Raw genomic sequence first — 25,840 nt, 5'->3', positions numbered from 1 at the left:
CGAGCACCGTGTGCGGGTGCTCGGGCGAGGCGGGGTGTTGCGGGTGTTAACAGGGGGCCCTTCCTATACCGGAGGCGTTAAGAGGGGGCCCCGCCTTTCTGCACCACGCCGTTGACCTTGAGGGTGTACGGGGCGTACTGCTGGACCTGCTCGGTGGGCTCGTCGTAGGCGACCACGGCGACCACCTTCGGGAACAGCGCGAGCAGCGCGAGCTGCAGCCGGTTGAGCGTCAGGCTCGACTTGCCGTCGAACTCGAACTGCCAGGCCAGCGAGTGCTTCTCGTCCAGCCCGATGAGCCGCACGTTCCAGTTGGCGACGGCGGTCGGCTTGATCTCGGTGGGCGAGTCGAACGCGGCGAGGCTGCTGCCGTCGCTGACCGTGGTGCCGCCGACGGTGACGTCGTCGACGAGCAGGCCGCCCTCGTTGACACCGCCGTCGCTGACGTAGCGGAAGCCGAGCAGGATGTTCTTCCCGGCGTACGCGGACAGGTCGAAGCTGTGCGGCTCGAACCCGTCGGTGGTGCCGTTGAGCGCCGGGCCGAGCGGACCGTCGATCGTCTTGTCGCCGGCGATCGCCGTGTAGGTGGCGCCGCCGTCGGTGGAGACCACCACGTAGCCGTAGTCGAAGCCCAGCTCCGCGCCGTACTTGGCGACGAAGCGCAACGTCGGGTCGGCCGTCGGCACGGTCACCGGGGTGACCGCGGCGGCGTCGGTGTTGTTGGCGTTGCCGGAGAACAGCACCGGGTTGCCGGGACGGTCCGGGTCGTTGTTCACCACGGTCCAGGCCAGCGGCAGCGCCGGCAGCGTCTTCGCGCCCTGGAACGACAGTGACCGCAGGTCGAGGCCGCGCAGCGGGGTGCCGTCGGCCTTCGACAGCGTGACGTAGTCGGCGCCGTTGGGCGCCGCGCCGGGCGTGGCGTACGCGGCCGGGTTGGCCAGGTTGACGGTCGAGCGCAGGCTCTTCGTGGTCACCCGGCTCTTCGGTACGCCGAGCATGATGCCCTTGCGCGACTCCCCGACGATCTTGTCGACCAGCGTCATGGTCTGGTAGTCGTGGATCACCTGGTACATGTCCTTCGCGCCCTCGGCATCGAGCGCCGCGTCCAGGCTGGCCAGCCCCTGCAGGTCGGCGTCGTTGTGCAGCCGGTGCACGATGTCGTTGCCGTAGCGGTCGTACAGGAACTGGATGAACGCGTACGCGTTGCCGTAGTCGGCGAGCACCGCGTTCGGGTTCGGGCTCTCGCCCCACAGGTTCAGCGAGTTCTCCGGCCCGCCGCAGTCACGCGGGTTCGCGTTGTACGGCGTCTTGACCGTGCCGAAGCCCTGCTGGCAGTAGAGGTGGCTGTCCGCGCCCCGGTCGAAGACGGTCGCCTTCGTGTCCACGTACCCGGTGAGGGTCTGCGCGAAGTCCGACAGGCCCTCGTTCATCCAGGTGGTCTCGAACGGGTCCGAGTAGTAGTGCGCCAGGTGCTGCCACTCGTGGGCGAACGTGCCCTCGTAGCTGAACGGGCGGGCCGGGCGGCTGGTGCACAGGTCGTCGGTCGGCTCGTCCGGCGGGTTCGCCCCGGTGCGGTGCAGCCAGTCGAACGCGTCGACCGTCATCACGTTGCGGTCGAACAGCTCGTTGAGCTGCGCCGAGAAGAAGCCGGCGATGTAGGTCGGCGCGGCCGGGAAGTCGTAGAAGTTGTCGTCCCGGACGTTGTCGATCAGGGTGACCGTCTTGTTGCCGCCGCCGGAGTAGTCGCCGCCGTTGCCCTGCGCGTCCGGCGGGATCTGCGAGTTGGTGCCGTCGCGGTCCGGCGGCCGGCTGAACGCCACCGTCTCCTTCGGGTACATGTTCGTGTCGAACTCGTGCACGAAGCTCTGCACCTGGGCGTCGGTGATCTGCGTCGACGTGGGGATCTGGTTGCGGCAGTCGTCGGCCGGGAACGCGATGTCGTTGGCGACCCACACCTCCACGTTGTCGCCGACGCCGCGCAGCGTGTAGTCCTTGCGGTAGTAGCTGCCCTGGAAGTCGTCCATGCCCAGCCACTGCCGGACCGTGCCGACCGGCGGGGTGGTGCCCGCGGCGGCCTTCGACCGCGACTGGGCGCGCTTCTGGTAGCGGGCCGGGGTCTTCACCGGCTTGCCGTCGAGCGTGAAGTCCTTGCGGGTCAGCTCGCGGGTGTCGTCGACGACCGGCTTGGCCTTCGCCTTGGCCGGTGCGGCCGACGCGGACGTGGCGGGCAGGACGCCGAGGAACGGTAGGACGAGTGCGATGGCTGCGGTACCGGCGATCCGGCTGCGTGCCATTGGCCCCCCTTGTCGGGTGTGCGGATCCGGCCGACGGGGTCACCGTCGTATCCACCGGAGTGACATTCACGTCGTTCGTACGCCACACCGTTGCCTTTGGCAACCAGTTGAACGTGTTAAGAAGGGGCCCCGCCTATACCGAATGCGTTAAGAAGGGGCCCGGCCTTGCACGTCATCGAAAGTGTGCTGAGCGATGTGCGCTCCGGTGCCCACCGCGGCGTGGTAGTCGACTCGCCGCCCGGCGCCGGCAAGAGCACGCTCGTCGTGCGCGCCGGCGCGGAGATCGCCGCCACCGGTGACCCGCTGATGATCGTGGCGCAGACCAACGAGCAGGTCGACGACCTCGTCGACCGGCTCGCCCGCAAGGCGCCCGAGCTGCGCATCGGCCGGCTCTCCGCGGCCGACTACCAACCGTCCGAGCGGGTCCGGGGGCACGCGACGGTCCGGGTCGCCGCGAAGGTCGCCGACCTCGGCGGGCCGGCCGTGACCATCGGTACGGCGGCCAAGTGGGCCACCGTCACCGAGGGCGCCTGGCCGTGGGCGATCGTCGACGAGGCGTACCAGATGCGCGCCGACGCGCTGCTGCGCGTGGCCGGGCGGTTCGAGCGGGCGCTGTTCGTCGGCGACCCCGGGCAGCTCGACCCGTTCTCCACCGTCGAGACCGCCCGCTGGACCGGCCTCACCTGGGACCCGATGCAGTCCGCGGTGGCCACGCTGCTGCGGCACAACCCGGAGCTGCCGGTGCACCGGCTGCCGGTGTCGTGGCGGCTGCCCGCCTCCGCCGCCCCGGTCGTCTCCGCCGCGTTCTACCCGTTCACCGGGTTCCGCGCCGGCACCGGGCCGGCCGACCGGGCGCTCACGTTCACCGAGGCGGGCCCCGGCGACGGCTACGACGCCTCGGTCGAGCTGGCCGCCGCCACCGGTTGGGCGCTGCACGAGCTGCCCGCCCGGCACACCGTGCGTACCGACGCCGAGGCCGCCACGGCCTGCGCGGAGCTGGCGCTGCGGGTGCTGGCGCGCGGCGCGGTCGCGGTCAGCGAGGCCGCGCCCGGCGGCGCGCCGGTCACCGCCGACCGGATCGCCGTCGGGGCCGCCCACCGCGACCAGGTCGCGGCCATCCGCTCCCGGCTGGGCGCGGCCGGGGCGGGCATCACCGTGGACACCGCCAACCGGCTCCAGGGCCGGGAGTACGACGTGACGATCGTGCTGCACCCGCTCTCCGGCCGGCGCGACGCGACCGCGTTCCACCTGGAGTCGGGGCGGCTGTGCGTGCTGGCGTCCCGGCACCGGCACGCCTGCGTGGTGGTGGCCCGGGCCGGCATCGGCGAGCTGCTGGACGCCTACCCGTCGACCGAGCGGGTGCACCTGGACGTGCCGGTGAAGTTCCCGGACGGCTGGGAGGCCAACCAGACCGTGCTCACCCTCCTCGACGCGCACCGGGCCTGAGTACGCGCACCCGGGTACGCGCACCGGGGCGGAAGCGACGGTGGGCCGACCCGGGCGGTCCGTTCGGATCTTCCGACGGTCGCGGGTGATGGGCAGGATGGCCGCGTGCATCCTCACGACCCTTATCAGCCTGATCCGTACCAGCCGTACTATCCGCCGCAGTACCCGCCGCCGGAGCCGGAGGGGATCAACTGGTCGACGGTTCTCTGGGTCGCGGTGCCGGCGCTGCTGGTGATCCTGTGCTGCGCCGGGTGCGTGGTCTCCGGGTTCGCCGGGGGGTTCATGGACGGCTTCGAGGAGGGCTACTCGTCGTCGTAGGCGGGCCGGCCCTCGCCGCGCGTGGCTGGCGGCGGTGCGTTAGACAGGGATCATGACCTTGAGCGTGCTGCCCTGGCTGGGCGGGGCCGTGGTGGCGGTGGCGGCCGGTTTCCTGGCCGCCCTGCTGCCTCGGCGACGCGCCCGCGCCGACGGCCGGAAGGTCGCGTGGTCGTCGGCGCGGGCGGCGATCCACGACGCCACCGTCAGCCGGGACGCCTCGGCCAGGCCGGTGCCCGAGGCGGAGCGGCTGCTGGCCCGCGCCGAACTGCTCGCCGCCGCGCCCAGCGGCGGCACGGACGCGGCCCGGGAGGCCGCCGCGCACGCCCGCCGCGCCGACGAGCTGTGGCGGGCCGGCGCGTGAGGGTACGCCGGGAGCTGCTGCGCTGGTCGCTGCTGGCCGTCGCGGCGGCGGTGCTGGTGGTGTTCCTGGTCGCGCAGCGGCAGAGCGTCGAGGTCAGCTACGGGCGGTCGCCGTCGTCGGCGTCGCTGCCCGGGGAGGGGTCCGCCGGCGAGCTGAGCGACGCGAGCGTGCCCTCGGTCGAGGAGATGACCGCGCGGGTGGCGGCCGAGCCGATCGTCCGACTGCCCGGCGCGGTCGCGCGGTGGGACGAGGGGCGGGTGCGGGCGGCAGCCGGCCCCGGCGGCACCCGGATCCTGGTCGCCCCGCCGGGGCTGGACGAGGCGGAACGCCGACGGGTGAAGGACGTGCGGAACGCCGAGATCCGGATCGTCGGCACCGAGGTCAGTGGTGGTGTGCTGGCGGCCACGCCGGACGACCTGCCGGGCTGGCGGGCCCAGTTCGCGACCGGTGACGTCACCGACCAGGTGCTCACGCTGCTCGCCGCGCTGCGCAAACAGCCGTCCCCGCCGGACCGCGACGACCTGCGCTGGCGGGAACCGACCGCCGCCGAACTGACCCCGGTGACCGCCGCGCTGCGGGCCACCGGCCGGTGGGTCGCCCCCGGCGCCACGCTGCCCCGGCTGCCGGAGAAGTCTGCGTCGGAGGCGTTCCCGGGCGGGGCCTGGTTCGTCGTGCTGCCGACGCAGCCGTACGGGACGCCGCTACCCGCGTACGGGCCGGCGCTGCACCGGCTCGCCCCGGACCGGCCGGTGGTGGTGATGTACGGCGGCTGGATCGAGTACCACGGTCCGGGCGCGTCCGAGTTCGCCGAGGTGGCCGGCGCCAGCTTCTACGCGCAGTACGGCAGCCGACTCAGCCGCTACTCGTACCCGCAGCTCAACGTGCTCGGTGCGTACCTGGCCCGGGTCACCGACGTGCGCTACGCGGGGCTGTTCGACAGGCCGCTGCCGTACCGGCCGTTCGACCCGCTGCGGGTGGCGCTGCCGGCGCTGCCGTGGCTCTTCGCCGGCTGCGTGGCCGGGTTCGTGGCGCTGTCGATCCGGACCGCGCGGGGCGGACGCCGGAGGCGGCCGGGCGACCTCGGGCCGGGCGGCACGCCGGCGCGGCTGGCCGCGCTCTCCGCGCTGGCCGTGGAGCTGTCGTTGCTGACCGACACGCGCAGCGACCCGGCGCTGGTGCGGGGCATCGGCCGGCTGCGCTCGGCCCGGTACGCGCTCGACGACGGGCTGCCCGACAAGCACGTACGCGGGCTGCTGGCCGATGCGGAGGCCGAGCTGGACGGCGTGGCCCGGGACGTGCGGATGCCCGGCTACCGGCCGGACGTCTACCTGCGGGGGAGGCTGTCGTGACCGGCGACGTGCGCCGCCGGCTGCGCCGGCTGGTCGGCACCGCGTTCGGGCGGGCGGCGCTGGCCTGCCTGGCGCTGGCCGGCTGGGCATTGTGGTCCGGTGGTCTGTTCGACGGGCCGGCGGCCCGGCAGGTGCGTGCCTCGTCGGTCTACGCGGCGCCCGGCGTCGACCTGGACCGGGCCGCCGCCGAACGGGTCATCGGCAACCGGCGGCTGGTGGTGCTGATGATGAAGCCGGGCGCCGACCTGCCCGGGGCCTGCGACGACACCGAACGCGCCACACAGGGGACGCTGGTGCTGGCGATGAGCCGCGACGGCGACGACTGGGACACGTACGGCTGCTCCCGCCTCGGCAGCGACAGCCCGCGCGACATCGGCCGGTCCATGGTCGTGGAGACCATGATCGGGCAGGGCGCGGACGCGTTCGTGGACCGGCCGGTCGAGGCGTTGAAGGTGATCGTGCTCAACTACGACAAGCTGGTCCGGACCGGCCTGGTGCCCGACGGCGGGCGCACCATCAGCCCGTCGCTGCCCCGCTACCTGTTGGCCGGCGGCGCGCTCGGCGGCGTGGTGGCCGGCGCGGCGATGCTCTGGTGGGGCGGCCGGCGGGCCGGGCGGCTGGCCGACGCGCGGCGGGCCGGGCGGGACGCGCGCGCCGACGAGCGGGCCGCCCTCGGCGCTGCGACCGCCGTGCTGGCCCAGCAGATCATCGACCTGGACGCCACCGGCAGTCCGGCCGGTCGGCGGTTGGCCGGCGACTACGTGGGGCTGCTCGACGAGGTGTCCGGTGCGGACGCCGGGGACTCGGTGGGCCGGTTGCGCGAACGGGTCGAGGAGCTGAGCCGGCGGGCGGCGGACCTGGCCGACGACGCGGCGTCGGGTCGGGGCGTCGGCGGGGCGTCGGGTCGGAGTGCCGGCGGGGCGTCGGGGCGGTCGTCAGGCCGGCGGCCGGGCGGGGTGCCGCGGCAGTCGGGCGGCGGGCCGGCCGGGAAGGGCCGGGCGCGGACGCGCGGACGGGGCCGGCGGTGACCCGCCGACCCCGTCGATGGAGCGTTCGTCAGCGACCGGCGCCGACCACCGTGGCGGCCGGCCAGCTGCCGCTGAAGACCTGGGCGGGCGTCGCGCTGCGGGCGGCGAAGCCGAACAGCGAGTCGACCCGGGCGGCCTCGGCCGAGCTGGGGTACGGGTTGGTGCAGCTGGTGCCGGCGCTGCCGCCGGACATCAGGATGGCGCAGTTGCCGTTGTAGTTGTCCGGCAGGCCGAGGATGTGGCCGATCTCGTGCGTCATGATGCGCAGCGGCGAGTACTGCTGGGCCTGGTAGTAGTCGATGACCACGCGGCCGTTGCCGAGGCTGGTGCGCTGGGCGTAGGACCCGCCGCCGTAGGTGTAGTAGATCATCAGGTTCGACCCGCACTGGGCCATGTTGATGTTGTTGGTGTAGTTGTTCCAGATGGACGCCGCCTGCACCGCGTAGCTGGCGAACGGGCCGGCCTGGCTGGTGTTGTAGCAGACGTTGCGGACCGCGGCGGAGGCCGGTGCCGGGTTGACGGCGACCGCGCCCAGCGCCGTCAGCGTCACGGCCGCGAGGGTGGCGAGGATCCGGGACAGCTTCGGCTTACGCATTCTTCACACTCCTGGGGGATGGGGGGTGTGCCTTGACGCCGACAGCCTATAGATAGGAATTCATCGATATCAAGGTGTGCGCCTTAAGTCTTGGTTAGCCGGGGCGCGTCCGGATCGCCCGCGCCTGCCCCGCCCGGTTACGGTTCGCCGGTGACCACGCCCGCCCGCCACGCCGCCGCCCTCGCCGCGCCGCTGCTGCTCCTGCTCACCGCCTGCGGCGAGGCCACCCCGCCCGCCGCGCCGCAACCGGTCGCGGCCGAGGCCACCGCCACCCCACCGCCCGCCGCTGCCGCCGCGCCGACGCCGGGTGCGGTAGCCAGACTGGGCAGCGCCACCCCGAGCCGACCGGCCGCCAAGGCCGCCACCGCCGTGGCCCGCAACCCCGGCGGCACCGTGCGCGTCGTCGGCCCCGGGCACGCCTACCGGACGCCGTGCCAGGCCATCGCCGCCGCGGCGGCCGGCGACACCGTGCAGATCGACGCCAAGGGCAACAGCGGGTACGCCGGCGACGTCTGCGGTTGGCGCACCGACGGCCTGATGATCGTCGGCTTCAACGGCCGGGCCCGCGTCGACGCCGCCGGCCGCAACGCGCAGGGCAAGGGCACCTGGGTGATCGCCGGCGACGACACCGTGGTGGACAACGTGGAGCTGTCCGGCGCGAAGGTGCCCGACCGCAACGGCGCCGCCATCCGGCAGGAGGGCGCCGGCCTCACCGTCCGGCGCAGCTACCTGCACGACAACGAGAACGGCATCCTGGCCGGCGACAACCCGGCCAGCGACATCGTCGTCGAGTACACCGAGTTCGCCCGCAACGGCCACGGCGACGGTTACACCCACAACATCTACGTCAACCACGTCCGCAGCTTCACGCTGCGGCACAGCTGGTCGCACGACGCCAGGGTCGGGCACCTGGTGAAGTCGCGGGCGCTGGTCAACGACATCCTCTACAACCGGATCACCGGGCAGGGCGGCACCGCCAGCTACGAGATCGACCTGCCCAACGGCGGGCGCAGCCGGATCGTCGGCAACGTCGTGCAGCAGGGCGCGAAGAGCCAGAACCCCAACCTCGTCGCGTACGGGGAGGAGGGGTCGCTCAACCCGGACTCGCGGCTGTCGGTGGTCAACAACACCTTCGTCAACGACCTCGGCAAGGGGGCCGTCGTGCTGGTCGGCGGCGCGGTGAGCACGAAGGTGCTGTTCCAGAACAACGTCAGCGTCGGCAGCCCCACCCAGGTCAGCCAGTCCGGCGCCACGGTGGTCGCCACCTGCTCCGGCGACCCGAGGTTCGTCGACCCGGCCGGCTTCGACTACCGGCTGCGCGCCGGCTCGCCCTGCGTCGACGCCGGGCGCACCCCGCCGGCCGGGCTCGCGCCCACCGCCCAGTACCGCTACGACCTCGGCCGGCAGGCCCGCACGGTCACGGGCGGCGGGATCGACGCCGGAGCGTTCGAGCAGGGCTGAACTGATCGGGGTCGATCGTCCGTACCCCTGGTCGTGCGGACGACGGAGCTGGTGACATGTGCCCAGGAGCCCCGCGACCGGCTCGGCCCGGCCGCCGTGCGCGCGGCGGTGCACCGCTGGATGCGGCTGGTCGCGGCGGACGCGGAGCTGGCCCCGTACCTGCTCGGCACCGACCGCCGCCGCCTCGCCGCGCTGCTCGCCCTGGCGATAAGGAGGGGCCCCCGCTTAACGCCTCCGGTAGAGGCGGGGGCCCCGCTTAACACCTCCGGGGTGTGGCCGGCGGCGGACGGCGGGTGGTGCCGCCCGCCGCTGACCGAGGAGCAGCGGTGGCGCGTCCTCGACTACCTGGCCGCCGCGCTCTGGGCGCTCGACCTGCCGGTGGACGCGGTCGTCGACGCGCAGCGGGCGGTCGCCGGCCTGCTCCGGGCGTGACCCGGCCGGCCGGCGCGCGACGCGGGCGGCTCCGGGCGACGCGGGCGACGCGGGTGGCGCGGGTGGCGCGGGCGACGCGGGTGGCGCGGGTGGCGCGGGCGACGTGGGCGGGCGACGCGGGCGACGTGGGTGGGCGGCGCGGGTCGGCAGGCGGGCGGCGCAGGCGGGCGGCGTGGGTGCGGCGGTCAGGTGGCGGCGTGCGGGTCGGCCGCGTTCAGCGTGGCGACCACCTGGTCGTAGTCGCCGCGCGCCTCGGCGTGCCGGAGGAACTTCACCCGTTCGACCTGGATCTCGGTGGCGTCCGGCTGTGTCTCCAGCAGCGACACCACCTCGGCCACGAACTCGTCCAGCGGCATGGCGAACTCGCTGGTCTCCTGCCCGGGCAGCAGCCCCGTCCGCACCGCCGGCGGCACCAGCTCCACCACCCGTACGCCGGTCTCGGCGAGCTGGAGGCGGATCGACTCGCTGAGCATGTGGATCGCGGCCTTCGAGGCGTTGTAGCTGGGCGTGACGCGCAGCGGCACGAACGCCAGGCCGGACGAGACGGTGACGATGGTGGCGGCCGGCCGCTTCGCCAGGTGCTCGACGAACGCGCCGATCAGCCGGATCGGGCCGAGCACGTTGGTGGTCACCACCTCCTCCGCCGAGGCGAGGAACGTCTCGGGCGAGCGCCAGTCCTCGATCCGCATGATGCCGGCCATCGCGACCAGGACGTCGAGGTCCGGGTGCCGGTCCAGCACCGTCTCCGCCGCCGCCGCGATGCTCGCCGGGTCACCCGTGTCGATCCGTACGGTGTCCAGGCCCGGGTGGGCGGCGGCGATCTCGTCGAGCAGCTCGGTACGCCGCCCGCCGACGATCACCGTGTTGCCCCGGTCCCGAAGCGCGAGCGCCAGCGCCAGGCCGATCCCGCTGGTGGCGCCCGGAATGAAGATCGTGTTTCCGGAGATGTCCATGCCCCCAGCATGGTCCGCCGGCCCGGGCCGGTGCAGAGATCAGTCATCGGGGGATCGCCGATCCCTGGCTCCCGCCGCCGCGCGTCGGATACTCGGACCATGGATCGTGCCGCTCTTGCCGACTTCCTCCGCCGTCGCCGCGAAGCGCTGCGCCCCGGCGACGTGGGGCTGCCGGAGGGCGCCCGCCGCCGGGCGCCCGGCCTGCGCCGGGAGGAGGTCGCCGCGCTCGCCGCCATGTCCACCGACTACTACACCCGCTTGGAGCAGCAGCGCGGCCCGCAACCGAGCCCGAACCTGCTCGCCGGGCTGGCCCGCGCGCTGCGGTTGACCGGCGACGAACGCGACTACCTGTTCCGGGTGGCCGGGCACAGCCCGCCCGAGGCGGTCGGCACCGCCACCCACGTCGCGCCGGCGCTGCTGCGGGTGCTGGACCGACTGGCGGACACGCCGGCGTTGATCCTGTCGAACCTGGGGGAGACGCTGGTGCAGAACCAGCTGTCCGCCGCGTTGCTCGGCGACCGGTCGCAACACACCGGGCTGGCGCGCAGCGAGGTCTACCGGTGGTTCACCGAGCCGGGGGAGCGGTGGCGCTACCCGGCCGAGGACCACGACCGGCAGAGCCGCGCCCAGGTCGCCAACCTGCGCGCCGCGTACGGGTCGATGGGCCCGCGGTCCCGCGCCGGCGAGCTGGTGCGGGCGCTGCGGGCGGCCAGCGCCGAGTTCGCCGAGCTGTGGGACCGGCACGAGGTGGCGCAGCGCTTCGCCGACCACAAGACGCTGATCCACCCGGAACTCGGGCCGATCGAGCTGGACTGCCAGGTGCTGTTCACCGAGGACCAGTCGCAGGCGCTGCTGGTGCTCACCGCCCCGCCGCGCAGCGAGGGCGCGGAGAAGCTGCGGCTGCTCGCCGTGCTCGGGCACGAGCGCTTTCCCGCCTGACCGCCTCCGCGCCCGTGAATCGAGCACAGGAGCGGTGATTCACGCCGCCGGGAATCCCCGGGTTTGCTGTCAACCTCCCGTCACGCAGGGTGTTCTGCTGATCCCTTCCGGTCGATAGCGTCGATGCACTGCCGTCGACGAAGGGCCGATGATGAACGACAACGGACACCCGCTCGACCGTCGGCGACTCCTCGCCGGCGCGGCGGCGGCCTCGGCGGTCACCCTGACCGGCCTGGCCGTCACCACCACCACCGGCGCCGCCGCGGCGACCCGGACCCGTACCGGAACGCCGCCGGCCGCCCGGGACCGGATCGCCACCGCCGCGCTGCGCGCACCCGACGGCGCCGCCCGGGCGGTCGGGATCCAGGCCGACTTCCACGCCCGGCTCACCGCCTGGCTGGCGTTCTGGTCGGCGAACTCGCCCCGCGCGTGGAGCACGCCGGCGCACCTGGTCGCCCGGGTCGAGCCGGCCGGCGACGCGCTGGTGCTGCACGCGATCCGCTACCGCCGCGACGACGAGCTGCGCGACGGCTTCGCCGCCGCCCGGCGCGATGCCACGCACCTGGCCACCCTGGCCAGCCTGCACCACCACTTCCCGAGCGTACGGGCCCGGCCGGACGGCACGGTCCGGGTCGGCGACGGTCCCGCCGGCTTCACCGGCGCGTCCGACCAGGTGGCGTTCGCGGTCGCCGCCTGCCGCGAGCTGTGGGGCGACCCGGCGGCCACCGCCGGGCGCTGGCAGGAGAGTGCCGGCCGGGCCCTCGCCCGCGCCGGACAACCCACCGACGCCGCCTCGCACGTCGGCTGGGCGGCCTTCACCCGGATCAGCCTGCGTCGCGGGCTGGGCACCGAATCGTACGAGTGACCGGAGGTAGCACATGGCCCGCAACGAGTTCCGCTTCGTGGTCGACGGTGTCGACCTGACAGCCGACCAACAGACCCTGATCGCCGGCGAGATCCAGAAGGCCGGCCTGGCGGCGCTGCGTACCGCCGACGCCAAGCTCGTCAACCCGCTCACCCTCGGCCACGGCAACATCAAGCTGCGCCCCGAGTGGTACGGGCTCTGGGTGCTCGACGGCGTGCTCGCGCAGGACCTCGGCCAGAAGATCAACGACATCGGGTTCTGGATCCAGCGGTGACCGACGCCGCCCGATCCGCCGGCCCGCCGGAGCGGATGTGCCCGAGCACCCCGGCGTCCAACGCCACGGTGTTCCTCGGCATGATCACTCCGGCGGGCCGGGTGGCCTACGTGACGCCGGCCGTACCGGCCGAGGTGGCGCTCGTCGGCACCGACGACTCCGACGAGCCGATCGAGTCGCGGATGCGCCTGGCCGGCCCCTGCGTCACCTCGTCCTGCGGCTTCTGGACCGGGTCGCACTGCGGGCTGGGCGCCCGGATGGCCGCCTCGTACGCCGAGACCGCCCCGCCTGCCGAGGAGACGCTGCCGAAGTGTGCCATCCGGCGTACCTGCCGGTGGTTCGCCGAGCAGGGGCCGGCGGCCTGCCCGGCCTGCTCGCACGTGGTCACCGACGCCCGTTGAGCGCTTGACCCCGCCGCGCACCCTGGAGCCACAGGAAACCCGTGGAGGAGGACACCATGCGCTGGCTCATCGTCATCATCCTCGTCGTCGTGGTCGCGCTGGTGGCTCTGGCGTCCTGGCGTCGCATCCGGCGGAACGCGGGCGACCCGGACGGCCGGGTCCGCGACCTGGCGGCGTCGGCTGAGGCGCGTCGCCGGCTCGACGACCACCGTAACCCGACCGACGGCAGCAACCTGCGCAGCAGCGGAGGCGGCAGCCTCTGACGCTCGCCGCGAATATGGCGTTCCTGCCTGTCGGAGGTGTCGACTAGCGTCGGGAGGTCATGGAGCCGCGGTTCGGCGAGGAGATCATCGGGCGGGAGCACCCGGCCGGGTTGCTGCGCGCCGAGGTGACGCGTGTGGTCGACAGCCACGGCGGCCTGGTGCTGGTCACCGGCGAGCCGGGCATCGGCAAGACCACCCTGGTCTCGGCCGCCGCCGACGAGGCCCGTCGGCGCGGGGCGCTGGTGCTCGGCGCCGCCTGTTGGGATTCCGACACCGCCCCCGACTACTGGCCCTGGGTGCAGGTGCTGCGCCGGCTGGCCCGGGCCACCGGTGACCCGGCGCCGGCCCGCGAGGCCGCGGACGCCGGGCTGGCCGCCCTGCTCGGCGAGCGCGCCGCCGAGGGCGCCATCGTCGGCGAGCGCGCCACGGGCGGTGAGCGCGGATCCGGCGGCGACGATCCGGTCGAGCCGGGTGACGACGGCGGTCGGGCCGAGTTCGCCCGGCACGACGCGGTGACCAGCGCGCTGGTCGCGGTCGCCCAGCACCGGCCGGTCGTGGTGATCCTCGACGACCTGCACTGGGCCGATCCGGCATCGCTGCGGCTGCTCCAATTCGCCACCCAGCACACCTGGTTCGAGCGGCTGCTGCTGATCGGCACCTACCGGGACGCCGAGGTCGAGGCCGGCGACCACCGGCTGCGGCCGCTGCTGCTGCCGTTGACCGCCAAGGCCACCACGGTGACGCTGACCGGCCTGGGTCGCGACGAGGTGGCGGCCCTGATGAGTCGCACCGCGGGCCGGGAGCCCGGCGCGGGCCTCGTCGACGAGGTCCACCGGCGCACCGGCGGCAACCCGTTCTTCGTCGAGCAGACCGCCCGGCTCTGGCACACCGACGGACTCACCGACGCCATCGCCCCCGGCGTACGGGAGGCGGTGCGCCGCCGGCTCGACCAACTGCCCGCCCCGGTGGTCGAGGCGTTGACCGTCGCCGCCGTGCTCGGCCGGGAGTTCCACCGGCAGACGCTGGCCGCCTGCGTACCCGCTCCGGTCGCGCAGGCCGACCGGCTGCTCGACCGGGCGGCCGCCGCCCGGCTGGTGCTGGCCCGGGGCGGCGGCCGGTTCGCCTTCGTGCACGACCTGGTCCGCGAGACGCTCTACGACGGGCTGCCGGAGGGCGAACGCCGCGCCCGGCACGCCGCCGTGGTGCGGGCCGTCGACCGCTCCGACGCGCTCGCCGGCCGGCTCATCCCGGCCGACCTGGCCCGCCACGCCTGGCTCGCGGGTGCCGACCTCGATCCGGTACGCGCCGGTGACCTGCTGGTGGCCGCCGCGCGGGACGCCGGTGGGCGGCTGGCGGTGGAGGAGTCGGTGCGGCACTTCCGGCGCGCGCTGCGCCTGACCGACGAGCCGGCCCGCCGGGTCCGGCTGCTGCTGGAGCTGGCCGGGCTGCTGCACCACGCCGGTACCCCGGGCGAGGCCGAACAGTTGCTTGTCGACGCCGCCGCGCTCGCCCGTGGGCTGGCCGAACCGGCGGTGCTGGCCCGGGTGGCGCTCACCGCCCGCAGCCAGCATTCGGCGACCCGCCGCCGCCTCGACGCCGACGGGCTGGTCCGGGAGGCGTACGCGCGTTTGATCGGCCCGCCCGACCCGGAGCGGTCGCCCCGTGCCCTGGTCACCGACCTGATCACCGCCACCGAGACGCTGGCCCGGCACGGCCGCGACGACGAGGCGCTCACCTTCAGCCTGTGGGCCCGGCACGACACCACCTGGGGGCTCGGCACCGCGCAGGAGCGGGCCGTGGTCACCGCGGAGATCCGCGAGGTGGCCCGGCGCGGCGGCGACCGCGACACCGAGCTGTGGGCCACCTCGCTGCGCTGGGTGGCGTTGCTGGAGCTGGGTGACCCGGCCTACCGGCACGAGCTGGCGGCGTTCGTCGGCGGCTGCCGGGCGGGCGACGTGGCCCGGCAACGGATGGCGGCGGCCGTCGACAGCGGCATCATCGCCGCCTTCCGGGGCGACTTCACCACCGCCGAGGCGAACTACGCCGAGATGGAGGGCTTCGGCGAGTGGGAGCACTCCGACCACGCCTTCATGGCGCACCACCTGCGCTGGTCCCTGTTGCTGCTGCGCGGCCGCCTCGCCGAGGCCGAGGCGCTGCTCGACCAGCCCGGCGTGGCCGACCATCCGCAGGTGGAGCTGTTACGCGCGATCACCGCCGCCGAGCGCGGCGACACGGCGACCCTGTTGCGGCTCACCGGCGCGATCGAGGCCGCGGGCACCGCGTACCCCCGACCGGTGTCGACGCTGTGGCTGCGGACGCGGGCCCAGGCGGCGGCCGCGGACGGCGACCCCCGCCGCTGCGCCGAGGCGCGGGCGGCCCTGGCGCCGCACCGGGGGCGGTGGCTGGTCGCGCTGTTCGGCTGCGACATCGGCGGACCGGTCGACCTCTGGCTGGCCGGGGTGGACGCCGCGGAGCGGAGGTGGGACGCCGCGGTCGCCGGCTACGCGGCGGCCCGGGACGCCGCCGACCGCCTCGACGCCCGTCCCTGGTCGGTGCTCGGCCGGGCCGGGCTGGTGACCGCGCTGCTCGGGCGCGGCGGTCCGGGCGACGCGGCCGAGGCGGCCCGGGTGCGGGTCGAGACGGAGGCCGAGGCGCGCGAGCTGGGCATGACGCACGTGGTCGAGCGGCTGGGTGCCGCCGGGCCGCCGGTTGCTCCCGCCCGGACGGCAGGCGCCGCGGGCCACGACGGCACCGACTGGCGGGCCGGGCGGGATCGCGTGGTGGCTGCCTCCGGTGAGGACGCGTCCGGCACGGTGGTGGCCGGCTTCCCCGCGCCGGCTTCGCCGGTCGGCGCCACCGTGGCGGTCGCTCCGGGCGTGGGCGTCCGCTCCGTCCCGGCGGGTGGTCCCGGCGTCAGCGGTTGGTCCGGCGTGGCGATCGGCGCGGCCACGGGCGATCGGTCCGGCTCGGCGGGCGAGCGAGGCGCGGGCGTTCTGGGTACGGCGGGGTATCGCGTCGCGGGCGGTCCGGGTGAGGCGGGGGATCGGGTCGCGGGCGGTCTAGGTGCGGTGGGGGATCGCGTTGCGGGCGGTCCGGGTGTGGGCGGGATCGACGGCTCCGGCGAGGGCGTTCGCGCGGGCCGGCCCGAGTTCTGCTTCGACGGGTCGGTCTGGCGGCTCGCCTGGGCGGGCACGGTGGTGCACCTGCCCGACGCGAAGGGCCTGCACGACCTGCGGTTGCTGCTGAGCCGGCCCGGGGTCGACGTGCCCGCGGTGGAGCTGCTGGATCCGGCGGCCGGTGCGGAGCTGGTCGCCGCCCGCCGGCTCGGTGCCGATCCGGTGCTCGACGACGAGGCGAAGGCCCGCTACCGGCAGCACCTGCGGCGGCTCGACGACGAGATCGACCGGGCCGCGTCGCGCGACGACGAGCGGCGACTCGCCGCCCTGGACGCCGAACGCGTGGCCCTGCTCGACCAGTTGCGGGCCGCCGCCGGGCTGGCCGGGCGCAGCCGTCGCCTGGGCGACGAGGCCGAGCGCGCCCGCAAGGCGGTGACCGGCCGGATCCGGGACACGCTACGGCGGGTCCAGCAGCGGCACCCGGCGCTCGCCACCCACCTGCACGAGTCGGTCACCACCGGCCGCACCTGCCGCTACCAGCCGGCCACCCCGGTGCCCTGGCGACTCTGACTCGCCGGCCCCACCCCACCCCACCCTTGCCCTACCCCGGCCTGCCCTGCCCTGCCACTGCCCCGACCCGGCCCGGCCCGGCCCCGCCCTGGCTCGCCGATCTTGGACGTGTGGCACCTCCGATAGCGTCACGAATCAGGCATTACTGGCACCACAACTCGAAGATCGACGGGAAGGGCGGGTGGCGCCTCGCCTCCGACGCCGTGATCATGAAGTTGACGGCAGTGTTGATCTCCATTGGTGCCGCCAACTTCATGATCGTCCCCGCTTCCGCTCCTCGCCCGCCCATCGGAGCCCTCCTCGGGGTTGATCAAGGAGTTCGCGTTGGAGTCGATCTCCACGGCGACGGGAACTCCTTGATCAACCGTCCGCTTCCACCCGGCTTCACGGCGAGTTGCACCGGCGATCGGCTACCGGCTATCAGCGACCGTCCGGGTGGTCGGCGGCGGTTGCCCGTGAGGGCTGCGATCGGGGTGAAGGTGCGGTCGCGGGGCGCGGTGTCGGAAGCGTCTCCTCGAGCGGGTCGCCCGACAACCGGGTGGAACCCCAAGGGCGTCCACGGGCCACATGACACACCCATGGCGTTCCACTCACCGTCAGAGTGGCACCCGAGTGGAACGCCATGGGTGTCTGCCGGGCCGTGACACACCCGTGCCGTTCCACTCGGGCGCTGGGTGGGACGCGAGCGGGGACAGGGAGCAAAGCCTGATCACCGACCGGCGCCACCCCACTCGGTCAGTTCGCCCATCCGGCAGACCGGCCGGACAGGTGATCATGGAGGTGGCCTTGATCGACACTGCTTCGCCGAGGTGGTGGGGCCGAGGTGCGTCGGACCCCGCCACCTCGGCGAGCTGGTGTGGATCAAAGGGTCAACGGCGGTTGTAGCGGCGCATGGTCAGGGTGCCGAAGACCACCACGAAACCGGCGCTCCACAGCAGCAGCCACATCGTGTTCGTGGCGTCCGTGGAGCCGGCCATCGCGGCGCGTACCGAGGCGACCAGGTGGGTGACCGGGTTGACCTTCACGAAGGCCTGCAACCAGCCGGGCATGGTGGCCGGCTCGACGAACACGTTGCTCAGGAACGTCAGCGGGAACAGCACCATCATGCTGACGCCCATCACCGACTTCTCGCTGCGGAGCACCAGGCCGAAGAACGTCCACACCCAGGAGAACGCGAACGAGAAGACCACCAGCAGGCCGATCCCGGCGAGCACCCCGAGCAGGCCACCGTCGGGACGGAACCCGAGCACCAGCCCCACGGCCAGGATGACCACCGCGGCCAGGATGTAGCGCAGCACGTCGCCGAAGATCATGCCGACCAGCGCCGCCGGCCGCCACACCGGCAGGGTACGGATCCGGTCGAAGACACCCTTCTCGATGTCGTTGTTCAGCCCGACCCCGGTGTACATGGTGATCATCACGACGCTGGTGACCATGATGCCGGGCAGGAAGAACTGCAGGTACGCCCGCGGGCTGTCGGCGAGCGCGCCACCGAACAGGTAGGTGAACATCAGCACCATGATGATCGGGAACGCGGTCACGTCGAACAGTTGCTCCGGCACGTGCTTGATCTTCAGCACGGCCCGCCAGCCGAACGTCAGTGACGCCGACAGCGCGCTCGGCCGGGCCGGCCGCTCCCCCGGCGCGAGCACGGTGGCCAGCGCCTCGGTGGACGGCACGTAGACCGACGGCGCCCGCCCGGTCGTGGTGGTCGCGGTGTCGCTCATCGCGCCGCCTCCAGTTCGTCGTCCCGCTCGCCGGTCGCGACGGCCGGGTGGTCGGTCAGGGCCAGGAACACCTCGTCCAGGCTGGGCTGGCCGAGGGAGAAGTCGTCCACCACGATGCCGGCCCGGGCCAGCTCGCCCAGCGCGCGGGCGGCCTGCTCGCCGGCCTCCAGGTCGGTGCCGGCCTCGCCGACCCGGGCGGTCAGCGCCACCGGGTCCGCCGCGAGCTGCACCGGCACGTTCAGCGCGGTACGCAGCACCTGCTCGGCCCGGGATCGCTGCCCGGCGTCGCGAAGTCGCACGTGGACGGTGCCGGAGCCGACCGACGACTTCAACTCGCCCGGGGTGCCCTCCGCGATCACCCGGCCGTGGTCGACCACCGCGATCCGCCCGGCCAACTGGTCGGCCTCGTCCAGATATTGCGTGGTCAGCAGCACCGTGGTGCCGTGCGCCACCACCGCCCGGACGATCTCCCACACCTGGTTGCGGCTGCGCGGGTCCAGCCCGGTGGTGGGCTCGTCCAGGAACAGCAGGTCCGGCGTGTTCAGGATGCTCGCCGCGATGTCGATGCGCCGCCGCATCCCGCCGGAATATTTCTTCACCTGCCGGCCGGCCGCCTCGGTCAGCCCGAACGCGGCGAGCAGCGCCTCGGCCCGCTCCCGCGCCGCCGGGCGGGCCAGCCCGAGCAGCCGGCCGAGCAGGACCAGGTTCTCCGCCCCGGTCAGGTCCTCGTCCAGCGAGGCGTACTGACCGGTCAGGCTCATCCGGGCGCGTACCGCGTCGGCCTCGGTGACGACGTCGTGGCCGAAGACCCGGGCCGTGCCGGCGTCGGGACGCAGCAGCGTCGCCAGCACGCGCACGGCGGTGGTCTTGCCGGCGCCGTTGGGCCCGAGCATCCCGTACACGGTGCCGGCGGGGACCCGCAGGTCCAGGCCGTCGAGCGCCCTGGTCGAGCCGAACGACCGGACCAGGCCGTCGGCCTCGACGGCCAGGCCGGTGTTCCGGTTACTCATGATCATTACCTCTCTGCAGTGGGTGGTTCTCAGCAGGCGTACGGGCGTGCCGCCCGGCCCTCGCGCAGCGCCAGACCCCACCAGCACAGCTCGTCGAGGAGCACCCGGACGTCCTGCCGGAGTCGTTCCTCACCGTGCCCGGTGGGCTCGCCGTCGAGCAGGTCGACGCCGACGGTGTCCCGCACGGTCATCGCGTGCAGCGCGGTGAAGACCGTCCGGAGCTGGTCGACCGCGTGCAGGCCGACCGACCGGCAGCCGTACGACACGAAGCCGACCGGCTTGGCCTGCCACTCGTCGTACGCGAAGTCGATCGCCTGTTTCAACGAGGCCGGGAAGCTGTGGTTGTACTCCGGGGTGACCACGACGAACGCCTCCGCCGCCGCGACCTGCCCGACGAACTCCCGCATCGCCGGCGTGGGCTCGGCGGGCAGCGCGGTCGGGAAGGCGTACCCGGCCAGGTCCAGCTCGTGCACGACCAGACCGGCCCGGCCGCGGGCCTGGGCGGCGAACCAGCGACCGATCCGGTCGCCGACCCGCCCCTCCCGGGTGCTGCCGATGATCACGGCGAGCCGTAACGGCGTCATGCCACCCTCCCTCGCTGCCGGCCTCACCCCGTAGGCGCCAGAAGGCCCGCCAGATCAGATCTGGCGGGCCTTCTGTCAGGGGTTCCTGGTCCAATCGGCGGCATGACCGAGGTACGCATCGTCCGGTGGAGCACCGACGACCTGGCGCTGCTGCAGGCGCTGAACAGCCCCGCGGTGCGGGCGCACACCGGCGGCCCGGAGACGGACGACCAGGTCCGGGCCCGGCACGAGCGTTACGTGCGTGGCCCCGGCCCGCGCAGCGGGACCATGTTCGCCGTGGTCGCACCGGACGGCACGAAGGTGGGCAGCGTGGGCTTCTGGCCCCGCGACTGGCGCGACGAGCCGGTCTACGAGATGGGGTGGGCGGTGCTGCCCGAACACCAGGGGCGCGGGCTGGCGACGGCGGCGGTGCGCGCGGTGGTCGCGGCGGCATCGGCGGTGGGCGACCGGCGTCACGCGCACGCCTACCCGTCGGTGGACAACCCGGCGTCGAACGCGGTCTGCCGCCGGGCCGGGTTCACGCTGCTCGGCGAGACCGAGTTCGAATACCCGCCGGGCAGCCTGTTGCGCTCGAACGACTGGCGGATCGACCTGACCCGCTGACCGGTCAGTGCGCCGCGTCCAGCCGGGCCCGCTGCTCCGCGGTCAGCTCCAGGTCCACCGCGGCCAGGGCCTCCTCCAACTGCGCCACCGAGGAGAAGCCGACCAGCGGGATCGCCGGCACGTCCCCGCCCATCAGCCAGGCCAGCACCACCTGGTTGACCGTGGCGCCGGTCTCGGCGGCCACCGCCCCCAGCGCCGCCAGCCGCGCCGGGGTGCCGGGGTGGGCGTACGCGTCACCCAGCCGCTCCGGCTTCGCGTACGCGCCCTTGAGCAGCGGTGAGTACGCGACCAGGGTGAGCTGCGGCTCGGCCCGCAGATAACTCGCCAGGTCCGGGCCGACCCAGCCGACGTCGCCGTCCGGGTCCAGCGCGCTCGGCACGTCCACCCGTGGCGGCAGGTAGCTGCGGTGGTACTGCAGCACCTCGTATCCGGGCAGGCCGGCGGCCGCCGCGATGCCCCGGGCCCGCTCCACCCGCCAGGCACGGTGGTTGCTCGCGCCCAGCAGCCCGACCGTGCCCTCGGCGACCAGATCCGCGAAACATTCGACGGTTTCCCGCAGCGGGACGGTCCGGTCCTCGATGTGGGCGTAGAGCAGGTCGATCCGGTCGACGCCGAGTCGTTCCCGGCTGCGCTCGGCGGACTCGCGGATCACCTTCGCCGACAGGCCCTCCGGGTTGTCCAGGAAGCTGGTGCCGGGGGCGAGCGGACGGGCGCCGAGCTTGGTGGCGAACACGATCTCGTCGCCGATGCCGCGGCTGCGCCGCCACCGGCCGAGCAGTTCCTCGCTCTCCCCGCCCTGCCCGCCGTTCTGCCAGAAGGCGTAGTTGTCGGAGGTGTCGACGAACGTGCCGCCGGCGGAGACGTAGCGGTCCAGGATGGCGTACGAGGTGGCCTCGTCGGTGGCGGTGCCGAAGAGCATCGCGCCGAGGCTGAGCACGCTGACCTCGCGGCGGGTGGCCGGGTCGGTGCCGATGGTGCGGTAGCGCATGGAGTTCCTCCCCGTCGGAGCGTTTCGGCCAGCCTGCCCCTTCGAGTGCGCGCGAAGTCAAACGCGGAAGGGGCCCCGGTCGCCCGGGGCCCCTGCGGCGCGTGTCGGGTCAGCTCGGCACGTAGTCGAACGTGTCCGGGTTGGGGCCCTGCCGGCCGTCCTCGCCCTTGTCCAGCGCGGTGAGCCGCTCCATCGCGGTGTCGTCGAGCGTGAAGTCGAAGATGCCGAAGTTCTCCTCGATCCGCTTCGGGGTGGTCGACTTCGGGAAGACGATGTCGCCGCGCTGCACGTGCCAGCGCAGCACCACCTGGGCCGGGGTCCGCCCGACCTGTTCGGCGATGTCGACCACGGTCGGATCGTCCAGCACCTTGCCCTGGGCGATCGGCGACCACGCCTCGGTGAGGATGTTGTGCGACAGGTCGTACGAGCGCACCTGCTCGTTGCCGAAGTAGGGGTGCGCCTCGATCTGGTTGACCGCCGGCACCACGTCCGCCTCGGCGGCCAGCCGCTCCAGGTGCGCGACCTGGAAGTTGGACACACCGATGGACTTCACCTTGCCGTCGCGCCGGAGTTCCTCCAGCACCTTCCAGGTGGACACGTAGTCGCCGTCGTAGAGCGTGGGCAGCGGCCAGTGGATCAGGAACAGGTCGAGGTAGTCGAACTTCATCTCCCGCAGCGACTGCTCGAACGCCTTGCGGGCGTCGTCCGGGCGGTGGAAGCCGTTGTTCAGCTTGCTGGTGACGAAGATGTCGCCCCGGTCCAGCCCGGAGGCACGGACGGCCTGACCCACCTCGGCCTCGTTGCCGTACATCTGGGCGGTGTCGATGTGCCGGTAGCCGATCTCCAGCGCCGTGCCGACCGCCTGCGCGGTGTCCTTGGGTTCGATCTGGAACACCCCGAAGCCGAGCTGCGGGATGGAGTTGCCGTCGTTGAGCGAAATGTCGGGAACGCTGTTGTCGGCCATGTCGTGTCTCATCTCCGATCGTTCGAGGGTGCCCCGGAAGCGCTTCCACGCGGCGGCTCCCGGGGCGTGCCACCCGGTGTTCCTACCCGATCGGAGGGCATCCTCACGTCCGGGACGACGGTCAGCCCCAGATCGCCCGCGCCCACTCCGGGTGGTCGACGAACGGATTGCGGTTGCCCTGCCAGCGCTCGTAGATGCGCTGGTTGCGGCGCTGCTCGAAGGCGTCCGGCGGGTCCTGCGCGTGCCAGGCCAGCAGCTTCGTGAGCCGCCCGAGCCGGGGCGCGCCGCCGTTGGCCACCGAGTCGTTCGGCTCCAGGTCCGGCCAGCCGTCGTCGCCCTCGTACCGGATCGCCATGTAGAGGATCATCCGGGCGACGTCGCCCTTCACCGCGTCGCGCGGCTCGAACGAGTCGGCGTCGGTGTAGCAGCCGGGCGCCTGGGCGACCGCGCTGCCGCCGGTGTCGAAGTCCTTGTTGCCGCGGGCCGAGTTGACCGACACGTCCTCCGGCCGCAGGTGGTGCACGTCGGTGCCGGGGCCGGTGGCGGTGCCGAAGTCGCCGTGCGACTTGGCCCAGACGTGCTCCCGGTTCCAGTCGTCGACGCCCCCGCCGTTGGTGGTCTTGCTCTGCGAGCGTCCGCTGTAGAGCAGGATCACGTTGGCCGGGTTCGCCGGGTCCTGGTCGGTGTCCTTCAGCGCCTCCCACACCTGGTCGTACGTGAGCTTGGTCTGGGTCCTGATGATGGCGTGCAGGGCGGTGCGCAGCGCGGGCCCGGTCTTGCCGGCCGCCGCCGCGTAGTAGGCGGTCGGCGAGGTGGTGCCGCTCGGCGTCGGTGTCGGCGTCGGGGTGGTCCCGCCGCCCAGGCTCATCGCGGTCGGGTCCTTCAGGCCGCCGTGGCTGAAGTAGGCGGTCAGGGTGCCGGTGGCGGTCACCTGCCGGCCGCGCAGGGACGGGTTGGTGAGCAGCCCGAAACCGCTCCGCCAGGCGGCGGTGACCTGCACGTACAGCATCCGGGCGGTGCTGGTCTCGCCGGCCTGGTCGGCGATCGCGATCGCGGTGTCTCCGGTGTAGCCGGACGTGATCACCGTGTTCGTGGCGGTGGGTTGGCCGATGACCCAGCCGGTGACGGTGGCGGTGCGGCCGTCCTGGGCGGCAAGCGCCTGCGACACGGTCACTGTGGCCGCCGCCGACGCCGCGTTGGTCACCACGAGTGTGCTGGTGACGGTGACGGTCAGCACGACCGCCGCGATCAGCCGCCCGGGTCGCGAGCGGGTCACGCTCCTCATATTCATGAATGGCGATGCTAGTTGGTGCTGGGTGAACTTCGGGAGATCACGACGACAACTTTCCGTCCCGACCGGCGTCGAACAGCACCGGCCACGGTCGGGCCGCCGGGGCGAGGGGCGCCGGCCCGACCGGCGTGTCCGGCGCGGCCAGCACCTCGGCGGCGAGCCGGCCGAACATCGGCGCCGCCGGGTGCGCCGCCCGACTCGGCCAGGCCGCGGAGATCCGCCGGACCAGCGGCGCGCCGGCGAGCGGCCGCCAGGCGAGGCGTGGCTCCCGGCGGGCCAGCGTGGCCGGTTCGACGGCCACCGCCCCGCCGGCCAGGAGCAGGCCGAACAGGAACTCCGGATTGCGCGCCGGGCGGACCCGGGGCGGGACGTAACCGTGCTGCCGGCACACCGTCAGCAGGTGCTCGTGCCAGCCGGGCGCGGTGGCCGGCGGCGCGGTGACCAGATCCAGGCCGGCCAGGTCGGCAAGCGCCACCTCGCGGGCCCGGGCCAGCGGCGACACCCGGGGCAGCAACGCGCCGACCGGCACCTCCACCGGCTCACCGAACCGCAGCCCGGCCTCCTCGACCGGATGGTGCAGCAGGCCGACGTCCAGCCGTCCCTCCGCCAGCATCCGCCGCTGCTCGGCGCTGGTCAGCTCGTGCAGATCCAGGTCGAGCCCGGGCGCGCGGGCGGCCAGGCCGTCGAGCAACGCGCGCAGCGTGACGGCCGGCGTCTCCGGGGGTACGCCGGCGCGCAGCACGCCGAGCGCGCCCCGGCGTACCCGGTCGGCGAGGTGACGCATCCGGCGTTCGCCGGCGAGCAGGTCGTCGGCCTCGTCGAGCAGCAGTTGGCCGGCGGTGGTGAGGCGGACCCGCCGTTGCGACCTGTCGAACAGGGTCGTGTCCAACTCCTGCTCCAGCCGGCGGATCGACTGGCTCAGCGGTGGCTGCGCCATGCCCAGCGTCTCGGCGGCGCGGCCGAAGTGCAGTTCGCGGGCGACCACCACGAAGTGCCGCAGGTGTCGCAGCAGGTCCACAGGCGCACCCTAACCCTCGCGCTGGTTACCGTGGCGGCGTGGATGCGGCGCAGCGGGTCGAGGAGATCTTCGGGCGGGCCGGGTTGAGTGGCTGCCTGCACGTGGTCGACGTGGACGATCCGACGCGCGAGGTGGGGCTGGGGGCCGACGAGCGGGTCGTCATCGCGTCCGTCTTCAAGATCCTGCTGGTGCTGGAGTTCGCCCGCCAGGTCGCCGCCGGCCAGCTCGACCCGACCGAGCGGGTGCTCGTCGGCGCCGCCGACCGGCTCGGCGGCTGGGGCCTGGCCGGCTGCGCCGACGACGTCGAGGTGTCGCTGCGCGACCTCGCGTACTTCGCCATGTCGGTAAGCGACAACACGGCCGCCGACCTGCTGCTGCGCCGGGTCGGCCCGGACGTGCCGTCGATGCTGGCCGCCGAGCTGGAGTTGCCGCGTACCCGGATCGTCGGCGGTCCCCGGCAGCTGGTCGAGACGATGCTCGCCGACGTCGGCGCGCGGAGCGAGGCGGACTTCGCGCGGATCTTCCCCACCCTGCCGCCGGAGCGGGTCCGGGCCATGCGGGTCTTCGACCCGGAGCACACCTCCTCCAGCACCGCCCGTGAGCTGACCCGGTTGCTGTGCCTGGTGTGGCGCGACGAGGCCGGCCCGGCGGAGGCCTGCGCGACGGTCCGGGAGCTGATGGCCCGGCAGCTCTTCTGGACCCGGCTCGCGGCCGGCTTCCCGCCCGGCGTCCGGGTCGCCGGCAAGACGGGCACGCTGCCCGGCCTGCACCTGGAGGCCGGCGTCGCGGAGTATCCGGACGGCGGCCGGTACGCCATCGCGGTGGTGGTGCGCACCGAGCGGCTCGACACCCGCCGGGTCGACGCGGACCTGGCGATGGGAGAGGCCGCCCGGACGGCTGTCGAGTCACTGCGCTGACCTGCGGTGATATCGGTTCGGATATCGAACCTGCCGGCTTTCGATCTTGGACATCGCCGCCGGTCCGGTGGTGGAG

At 73.8% G+C, this 25,840-nt stretch carries 25 protein-coding genes; 15 read left to right on the top strand and 10 right to left on the bottom strand.

Annotated features, from left to right (window positions below):
- Positions 1 to 77 precede the first annotated feature (77 nt).
- Positions 78 to 2,291: a choice-of-anchor J domain-containing protein gene (locus O7598_RS24165; RefSeq protein WP_269693565.1), complete on the bottom strand. Its 2,214-nt coding sequence runs from the start codon at positions 2,289 to 2,291 to the stop codon at positions 78 to 80.
- 174 nt (positions 2,292 to 2,465) lie between these two features.
- Here O7598_RS24165 and O7598_RS24160 point away from each other — a divergent pair, with 174 nt between their 5' ends.
- From O7598_RS24160 to O7598_RS24140, 5 genes are all read left to right on the top strand, one after another.
- Positions 2,466 to 3,737, top strand: coding sequence for an AAA family ATPase (locus O7598_RS24160; protein WP_442929936.1), 1,272 nt, complete (start codon positions 2,466 to 2,468; stop codon positions 3,735 to 3,737).
- 105 nt (positions 3,738 to 3,842) lie between these two features.
- Positions 3,843 to 4,055: a hypothetical protein gene (locus O7598_RS24155; protein WP_091063318.1), complete on the top strand. Its 213-nt coding sequence runs from the start codon at positions 3,843 to 3,845 to the stop codon at positions 4,053 to 4,055.
- Positions 4,056 to 4,107: 52 nt separating this feature from the next.
- Positions 4,108 to 4,416, top strand: coding sequence for a DUF6403 family protein (locus O7598_RS24150; protein ID WP_269693563.1), 309 nt, complete (start codon positions 4,108 to 4,110; stop codon positions 4,414 to 4,416).
- A complete protein-coding gene (locus O7598_RS24145; RefSeq protein WP_269693562.1) occupies positions 4,413 to 5,765 on the top strand; it encodes a hypothetical protein in 1,353 nt (450 codons plus the stop codon). Before O7598_RS24150 ends, O7598_RS24145 begins: the two co-directional genes overlap by 4 nt.
- Positions 5,762 to 6,793: a hypothetical protein gene (locus O7598_RS24140; RefSeq protein WP_269693561.1), complete on the top strand. Its 1,032-nt coding sequence runs from the start codon at positions 5,762 to 5,764 to the stop codon at positions 6,791 to 6,793. The genes O7598_RS24145 and O7598_RS24140 overlap by 4 nt, the downstream gene beginning before the upstream one ends.
- Before the next feature lie 28 nt (positions 6,794 to 6,821).
- Here O7598_RS24140 and O7598_RS24135 read toward each other — a convergent pair whose 3' ends face one another.
- Entirely contained in the window at positions 6,822 to 7,388 is a 567-nt protein-coding gene (locus O7598_RS24135) for a snapalysin family zinc-dependent metalloprotease (RefSeq protein ID WP_091063329.1), read from the bottom strand.
- 150 nt (positions 7,389 to 7,538) lie between these two features.
- On the opposite strand from O7598_RS24135, the gene O7598_RS24130 reads away from it, so the two are divergent.
- Both O7598_RS24130 and O7598_RS24125 read left to right on the top strand, forming a co-directional pair.
- Positions 7,539 to 8,849 (top strand): hypothetical protein, encoded by a 1,311-nt coding sequence (locus tag O7598_RS24130; protein WP_269693560.1) that lies wholly within the window; start codon positions 7,539 to 7,541, stop codon positions 8,847 to 8,849.
- Between the two features lie 33 nt (positions 8,850 to 8,882).
- Positions 8,883 to 9,281: a globin gene (locus tag O7598_RS24125; RefSeq protein ID WP_269693559.1), complete on the top strand. Its 399-nt coding sequence runs from the start codon at positions 8,883 to 8,885 to the stop codon at positions 9,279 to 9,281.
- A 185-nt stretch (positions 9,282 to 9,466) separates the two neighbouring features.
- Here the strand turns inward: O7598_RS24125 and O7598_RS24120 are convergent, their stop codons facing one another.
- The gene (locus tag O7598_RS24120; protein WP_269693558.1) at positions 9,467 to 10,234 is read right to left on the bottom strand and encodes an SDR family oxidoreductase; all 768 of its coding nucleotides are present in this window, start codon (positions 10,232 to 10,234) and stop codon (positions 9,467 to 9,469) included.
- Between the two features lie 99 nt (positions 10,235 to 10,333).
- On the opposite strand from O7598_RS24120, the gene O7598_RS24115 reads away from it, so the two are divergent.
- The 6 genes from O7598_RS24115 to O7598_RS24090 all read left to right on the top strand — a co-directional run bounded on the left by O7598_RS24115 (position 10,334) and on the right by O7598_RS24090 (position 16,662).
- Positions 10,334 to 11,173: a helix-turn-helix transcriptional regulator gene (locus tag O7598_RS24115; protein ID WP_269693557.1), complete on the top strand. Its 840-nt coding sequence runs from the start codon at positions 10,334 to 10,336 to the stop codon at positions 11,171 to 11,173.
- A 148-nt stretch (positions 11,174 to 11,321) separates the two neighbouring features.
- The gene (locus O7598_RS24110; RefSeq protein WP_269693556.1) at positions 11,322 to 12,038 is read left to right on the top strand and encodes a hypothetical protein; all 717 of its coding nucleotides are present in this window, start codon (positions 11,322 to 11,324) and stop codon (positions 12,036 to 12,038) included.
- A 13-nt stretch (positions 12,039 to 12,051) separates the two neighbouring features.
- Complete coding sequence (locus O7598_RS24105) at positions 12,052 to 12,312, top strand: hypothetical protein (RefSeq protein WP_269693555.1); 261 nt, start codon at positions 12,052 to 12,054, stop codon at positions 12,310 to 12,312.
- Positions 12,309 to 12,713, top strand: a complete 405-nt coding sequence (locus O7598_RS24100) for a hypothetical protein (protein ID WP_269693554.1) — start codon at positions 12,309 to 12,311, stop codon at positions 12,711 to 12,713. Before O7598_RS24105 ends, O7598_RS24100 begins: the two co-directional genes overlap by 4 nt.
- A 56-nt stretch (positions 12,714 to 12,769) precedes the next feature.
- A complete protein-coding gene (locus O7598_RS24095; RefSeq protein ID WP_269693553.1) occupies positions 12,770 to 12,976 on the top strand; it encodes a hypothetical protein in 207 nt (68 codons plus the stop codon).
- A 59-nt stretch (positions 12,977 to 13,035) separates the two neighbouring features.
- Positions 13,036 to 16,662 (top strand): AAA family ATPase, encoded by a 3,627-nt coding sequence (locus O7598_RS24090; RefSeq protein ID WP_269693552.1) that lies wholly within the window; start codon positions 13,036 to 13,038, stop codon positions 16,660 to 16,662.
- A gap of 869 nt (positions 16,663 to 17,531) precedes the next feature.
- On the opposite strand, the gene O7598_RS24085 is transcribed toward O7598_RS24090, so the two are convergent.
- Genes O7598_RS24085 through O7598_RS24075 form a run of 3 tightly spaced genes read right to left on the bottom strand, consistent with a single transcriptional unit; the run spans position 17,532 to position 19,983 of the window.
- A complete protein-coding gene (locus O7598_RS24085; RefSeq protein WP_091063356.1) occupies positions 17,532 to 18,389 on the bottom strand; it encodes an ABC transporter permease in 858 nt (285 codons plus the stop codon).
- Positions 18,386 to 19,399 (bottom strand): ATP-binding cassette domain-containing protein, encoded by a 1,014-nt coding sequence (locus O7598_RS24080; protein WP_269693551.1) that lies wholly within the window; start codon positions 19,397 to 19,399, stop codon positions 18,386 to 18,388. Before O7598_RS24080 ends, O7598_RS24085 begins: the two co-directional genes overlap by 4 nt.
- Before the next feature lie 29 nt (positions 19,400 to 19,428).
- Complete coding sequence (locus O7598_RS24075) at positions 19,429 to 19,983, bottom strand: NADPH-dependent FMN reductase (protein ID WP_269693550.1); 555 nt, start codon at positions 19,981 to 19,983, stop codon at positions 19,429 to 19,431.
- A gap of 102 nt (positions 19,984 to 20,085) precedes the next feature.
- On the opposite strand from O7598_RS24075, the gene O7598_RS24070 reads away from it, so the two are divergent.
- Positions 20,086 to 20,586 (top strand): GNAT family N-acetyltransferase, encoded by a 501-nt coding sequence (locus O7598_RS24070; RefSeq protein WP_269693549.1) that lies wholly within the window; start codon positions 20,086 to 20,088, stop codon positions 20,584 to 20,586.
- Between the two features lie 4 nt (positions 20,587 to 20,590).
- Here the strand turns inward: O7598_RS24070 and O7598_RS24065 are convergent, their stop codons facing one another.
- The 4 genes from O7598_RS24065 to O7598_RS24050 all read right to left on the bottom strand — a co-directional run bounded on the left by O7598_RS24065 (position 20,591) and on the right by O7598_RS24050 (position 24,847).
- Positions 20,591 to 21,574, bottom strand: a complete 984-nt coding sequence (locus O7598_RS24065) for an aldo/keto reductase (RefSeq protein ID WP_269693548.1) — start codon at positions 21,572 to 21,574, stop codon at positions 20,591 to 20,593.
- Positions 21,575 to 21,683: 109 nt separating this feature from the next.
- The gene (locus O7598_RS24060) at positions 21,684 to 22,538 is read right to left on the bottom strand and encodes an aldo/keto reductase (RefSeq protein ID WP_269694959.1); all 855 of its coding nucleotides are present in this window, start codon (positions 22,536 to 22,538) and stop codon (positions 21,684 to 21,686) included.
- Positions 22,539 to 22,659: 121 nt separating this feature from the next.
- Complete coding sequence (locus tag O7598_RS24055; RefSeq protein ID WP_269694958.1) at positions 22,660 to 23,823, bottom strand: endonuclease; 1,164 nt, start codon at positions 23,821 to 23,823, stop codon at positions 22,660 to 22,662.
- A 46-nt stretch (positions 23,824 to 23,869) separates the two neighbouring features.
- The gene (locus O7598_RS24050) at positions 23,870 to 24,847 is read right to left on the bottom strand and encodes a LysR family transcriptional regulator (RefSeq protein ID WP_269693547.1); all 978 of its coding nucleotides are present in this window, start codon (positions 24,845 to 24,847) and stop codon (positions 23,870 to 23,872) included.
- A gap of 38 nt (positions 24,848 to 24,885) precedes the next feature.
- On the opposite strand from O7598_RS24050, the gene O7598_RS24045 reads away from it, so the two are divergent.
- Complete coding sequence (locus O7598_RS24045) at positions 24,886 to 25,764, top strand: serine hydrolase (RefSeq protein WP_269693546.1); 879 nt, start codon at positions 24,886 to 24,888, stop codon at positions 25,762 to 25,764.
- The last annotated feature ends 76 nt before the right edge of the window (positions 25,765 to 25,840 follow it).

It is taken from the genome of Micromonospora sp. WMMC241 (assembly GCF_027460165.1).
Taxonomy (GTDB): Bacteria; Actinomycetota; Actinomycetes; order Mycobacteriales; family Micromonosporaceae; genus Micromonospora; species Micromonospora humi.
This window is presented reverse-complemented; position numbering and strand designations above follow the sequence as displayed.

Bases quoted from the DNA above. Each gene is read 5' to 3' on its own strand.
- O7598_RS24165 (WP_269693565.1), bottom strand. From the start codon at position 2,291: ATGGCACGCAGCCGGATCGCCGGTACCGCAGCCATCGCACTCGTCCTA.
- O7598_RS24150 (WP_269693563.1), top strand. From the start codon at position 4,108: ATGACCTTGAGCGTGCTGCCCTGGCTGGGCGGGGCCGTGGTGGCGGTG.
- O7598_RS24135 (WP_091063329.1), bottom strand. From the start codon at position 7,388: ATGCGTAAGCCGAAGCTGTCCCGGATCCTCGCCACCCTCGCGGCCGTG.
- O7598_RS24120 (WP_269693558.1), bottom strand. From the start codon at position 10,234: ATGGACATCTCCGGAAACACGATCTTCATTCCGGGCGCCACCAGCGGG.
- O7598_RS24115 (WP_269693557.1), top strand. From the start codon at position 10,334: ATGGATCGTGCCGCTCTTGCCGACTTCCTCCGCCGTCGCCGCGAAGCG.
- O7598_RS24110 (WP_269693556.1), top strand. From the start codon at position 11,322: ATGATGAACGACAACGGACACCCGCTCGACCGTCGGCGACTCCTCGCC.
- O7598_RS24105 (WP_269693555.1), top strand. From the start codon at position 12,052: ATGGCCCGCAACGAGTTCCGCTTCGTGGTCGACGGTGTCGACCTGACA.
- O7598_RS24095 (WP_269693553.1), top strand. From the start codon at position 12,770: ATGCGCTGGCTCATCGTCATCATCCTCGTCGTCGTGGTCGCGCTGGTG.
- O7598_RS24090 (WP_269693552.1), top strand. From the start codon at position 13,036: ATGGAGCCGCGGTTCGGCGAGGAGATCATCGGGCGGGAGCACCCGGCC.
- O7598_RS24085 (WP_091063356.1), bottom strand. From the start codon at position 18,389: ATGAGCGACACCGCGACCACCACGACCGGGCGGGCGCCGTCGGTCTAC.
- O7598_RS24080 (WP_269693551.1), bottom strand. From the start codon at position 19,399: ATGAGTAACCGGAACACCGGCCTGGCCGTCGAGGCCGACGGCCTGGTC.
- O7598_RS24075 (WP_269693550.1), bottom strand. From the start codon at position 19,983: ATGACGCCGTTACGGCTCGCCGTGATCATCGGCAGCACCCGGGAGGGG.
- O7598_RS24070 (WP_269693549.1), top strand. From the start codon at position 20,086: ATGACCGAGGTACGCATCGTCCGGTGGAGCACCGACGACCTGGCGCTG.
- O7598_RS24065 (WP_269693548.1), bottom strand. From the start codon at position 21,574: ATGCGCTACCGCACCATCGGCACCGACCCGGCCACCCGCCGCGAGGTC.
- O7598_RS24060 (WP_269694959.1), bottom strand. From the start codon at position 22,538: ATGGCCGACAACAGCGTTCCCGACATTTCGCTCAACGACGGCAACTCC.
- O7598_RS24055 (WP_269694958.1), bottom strand. From the start codon at position 23,823: ATGAGGAGCGTGACCCGCTCGCGACCCGGGCGGCTGATCGCGGCGGTC.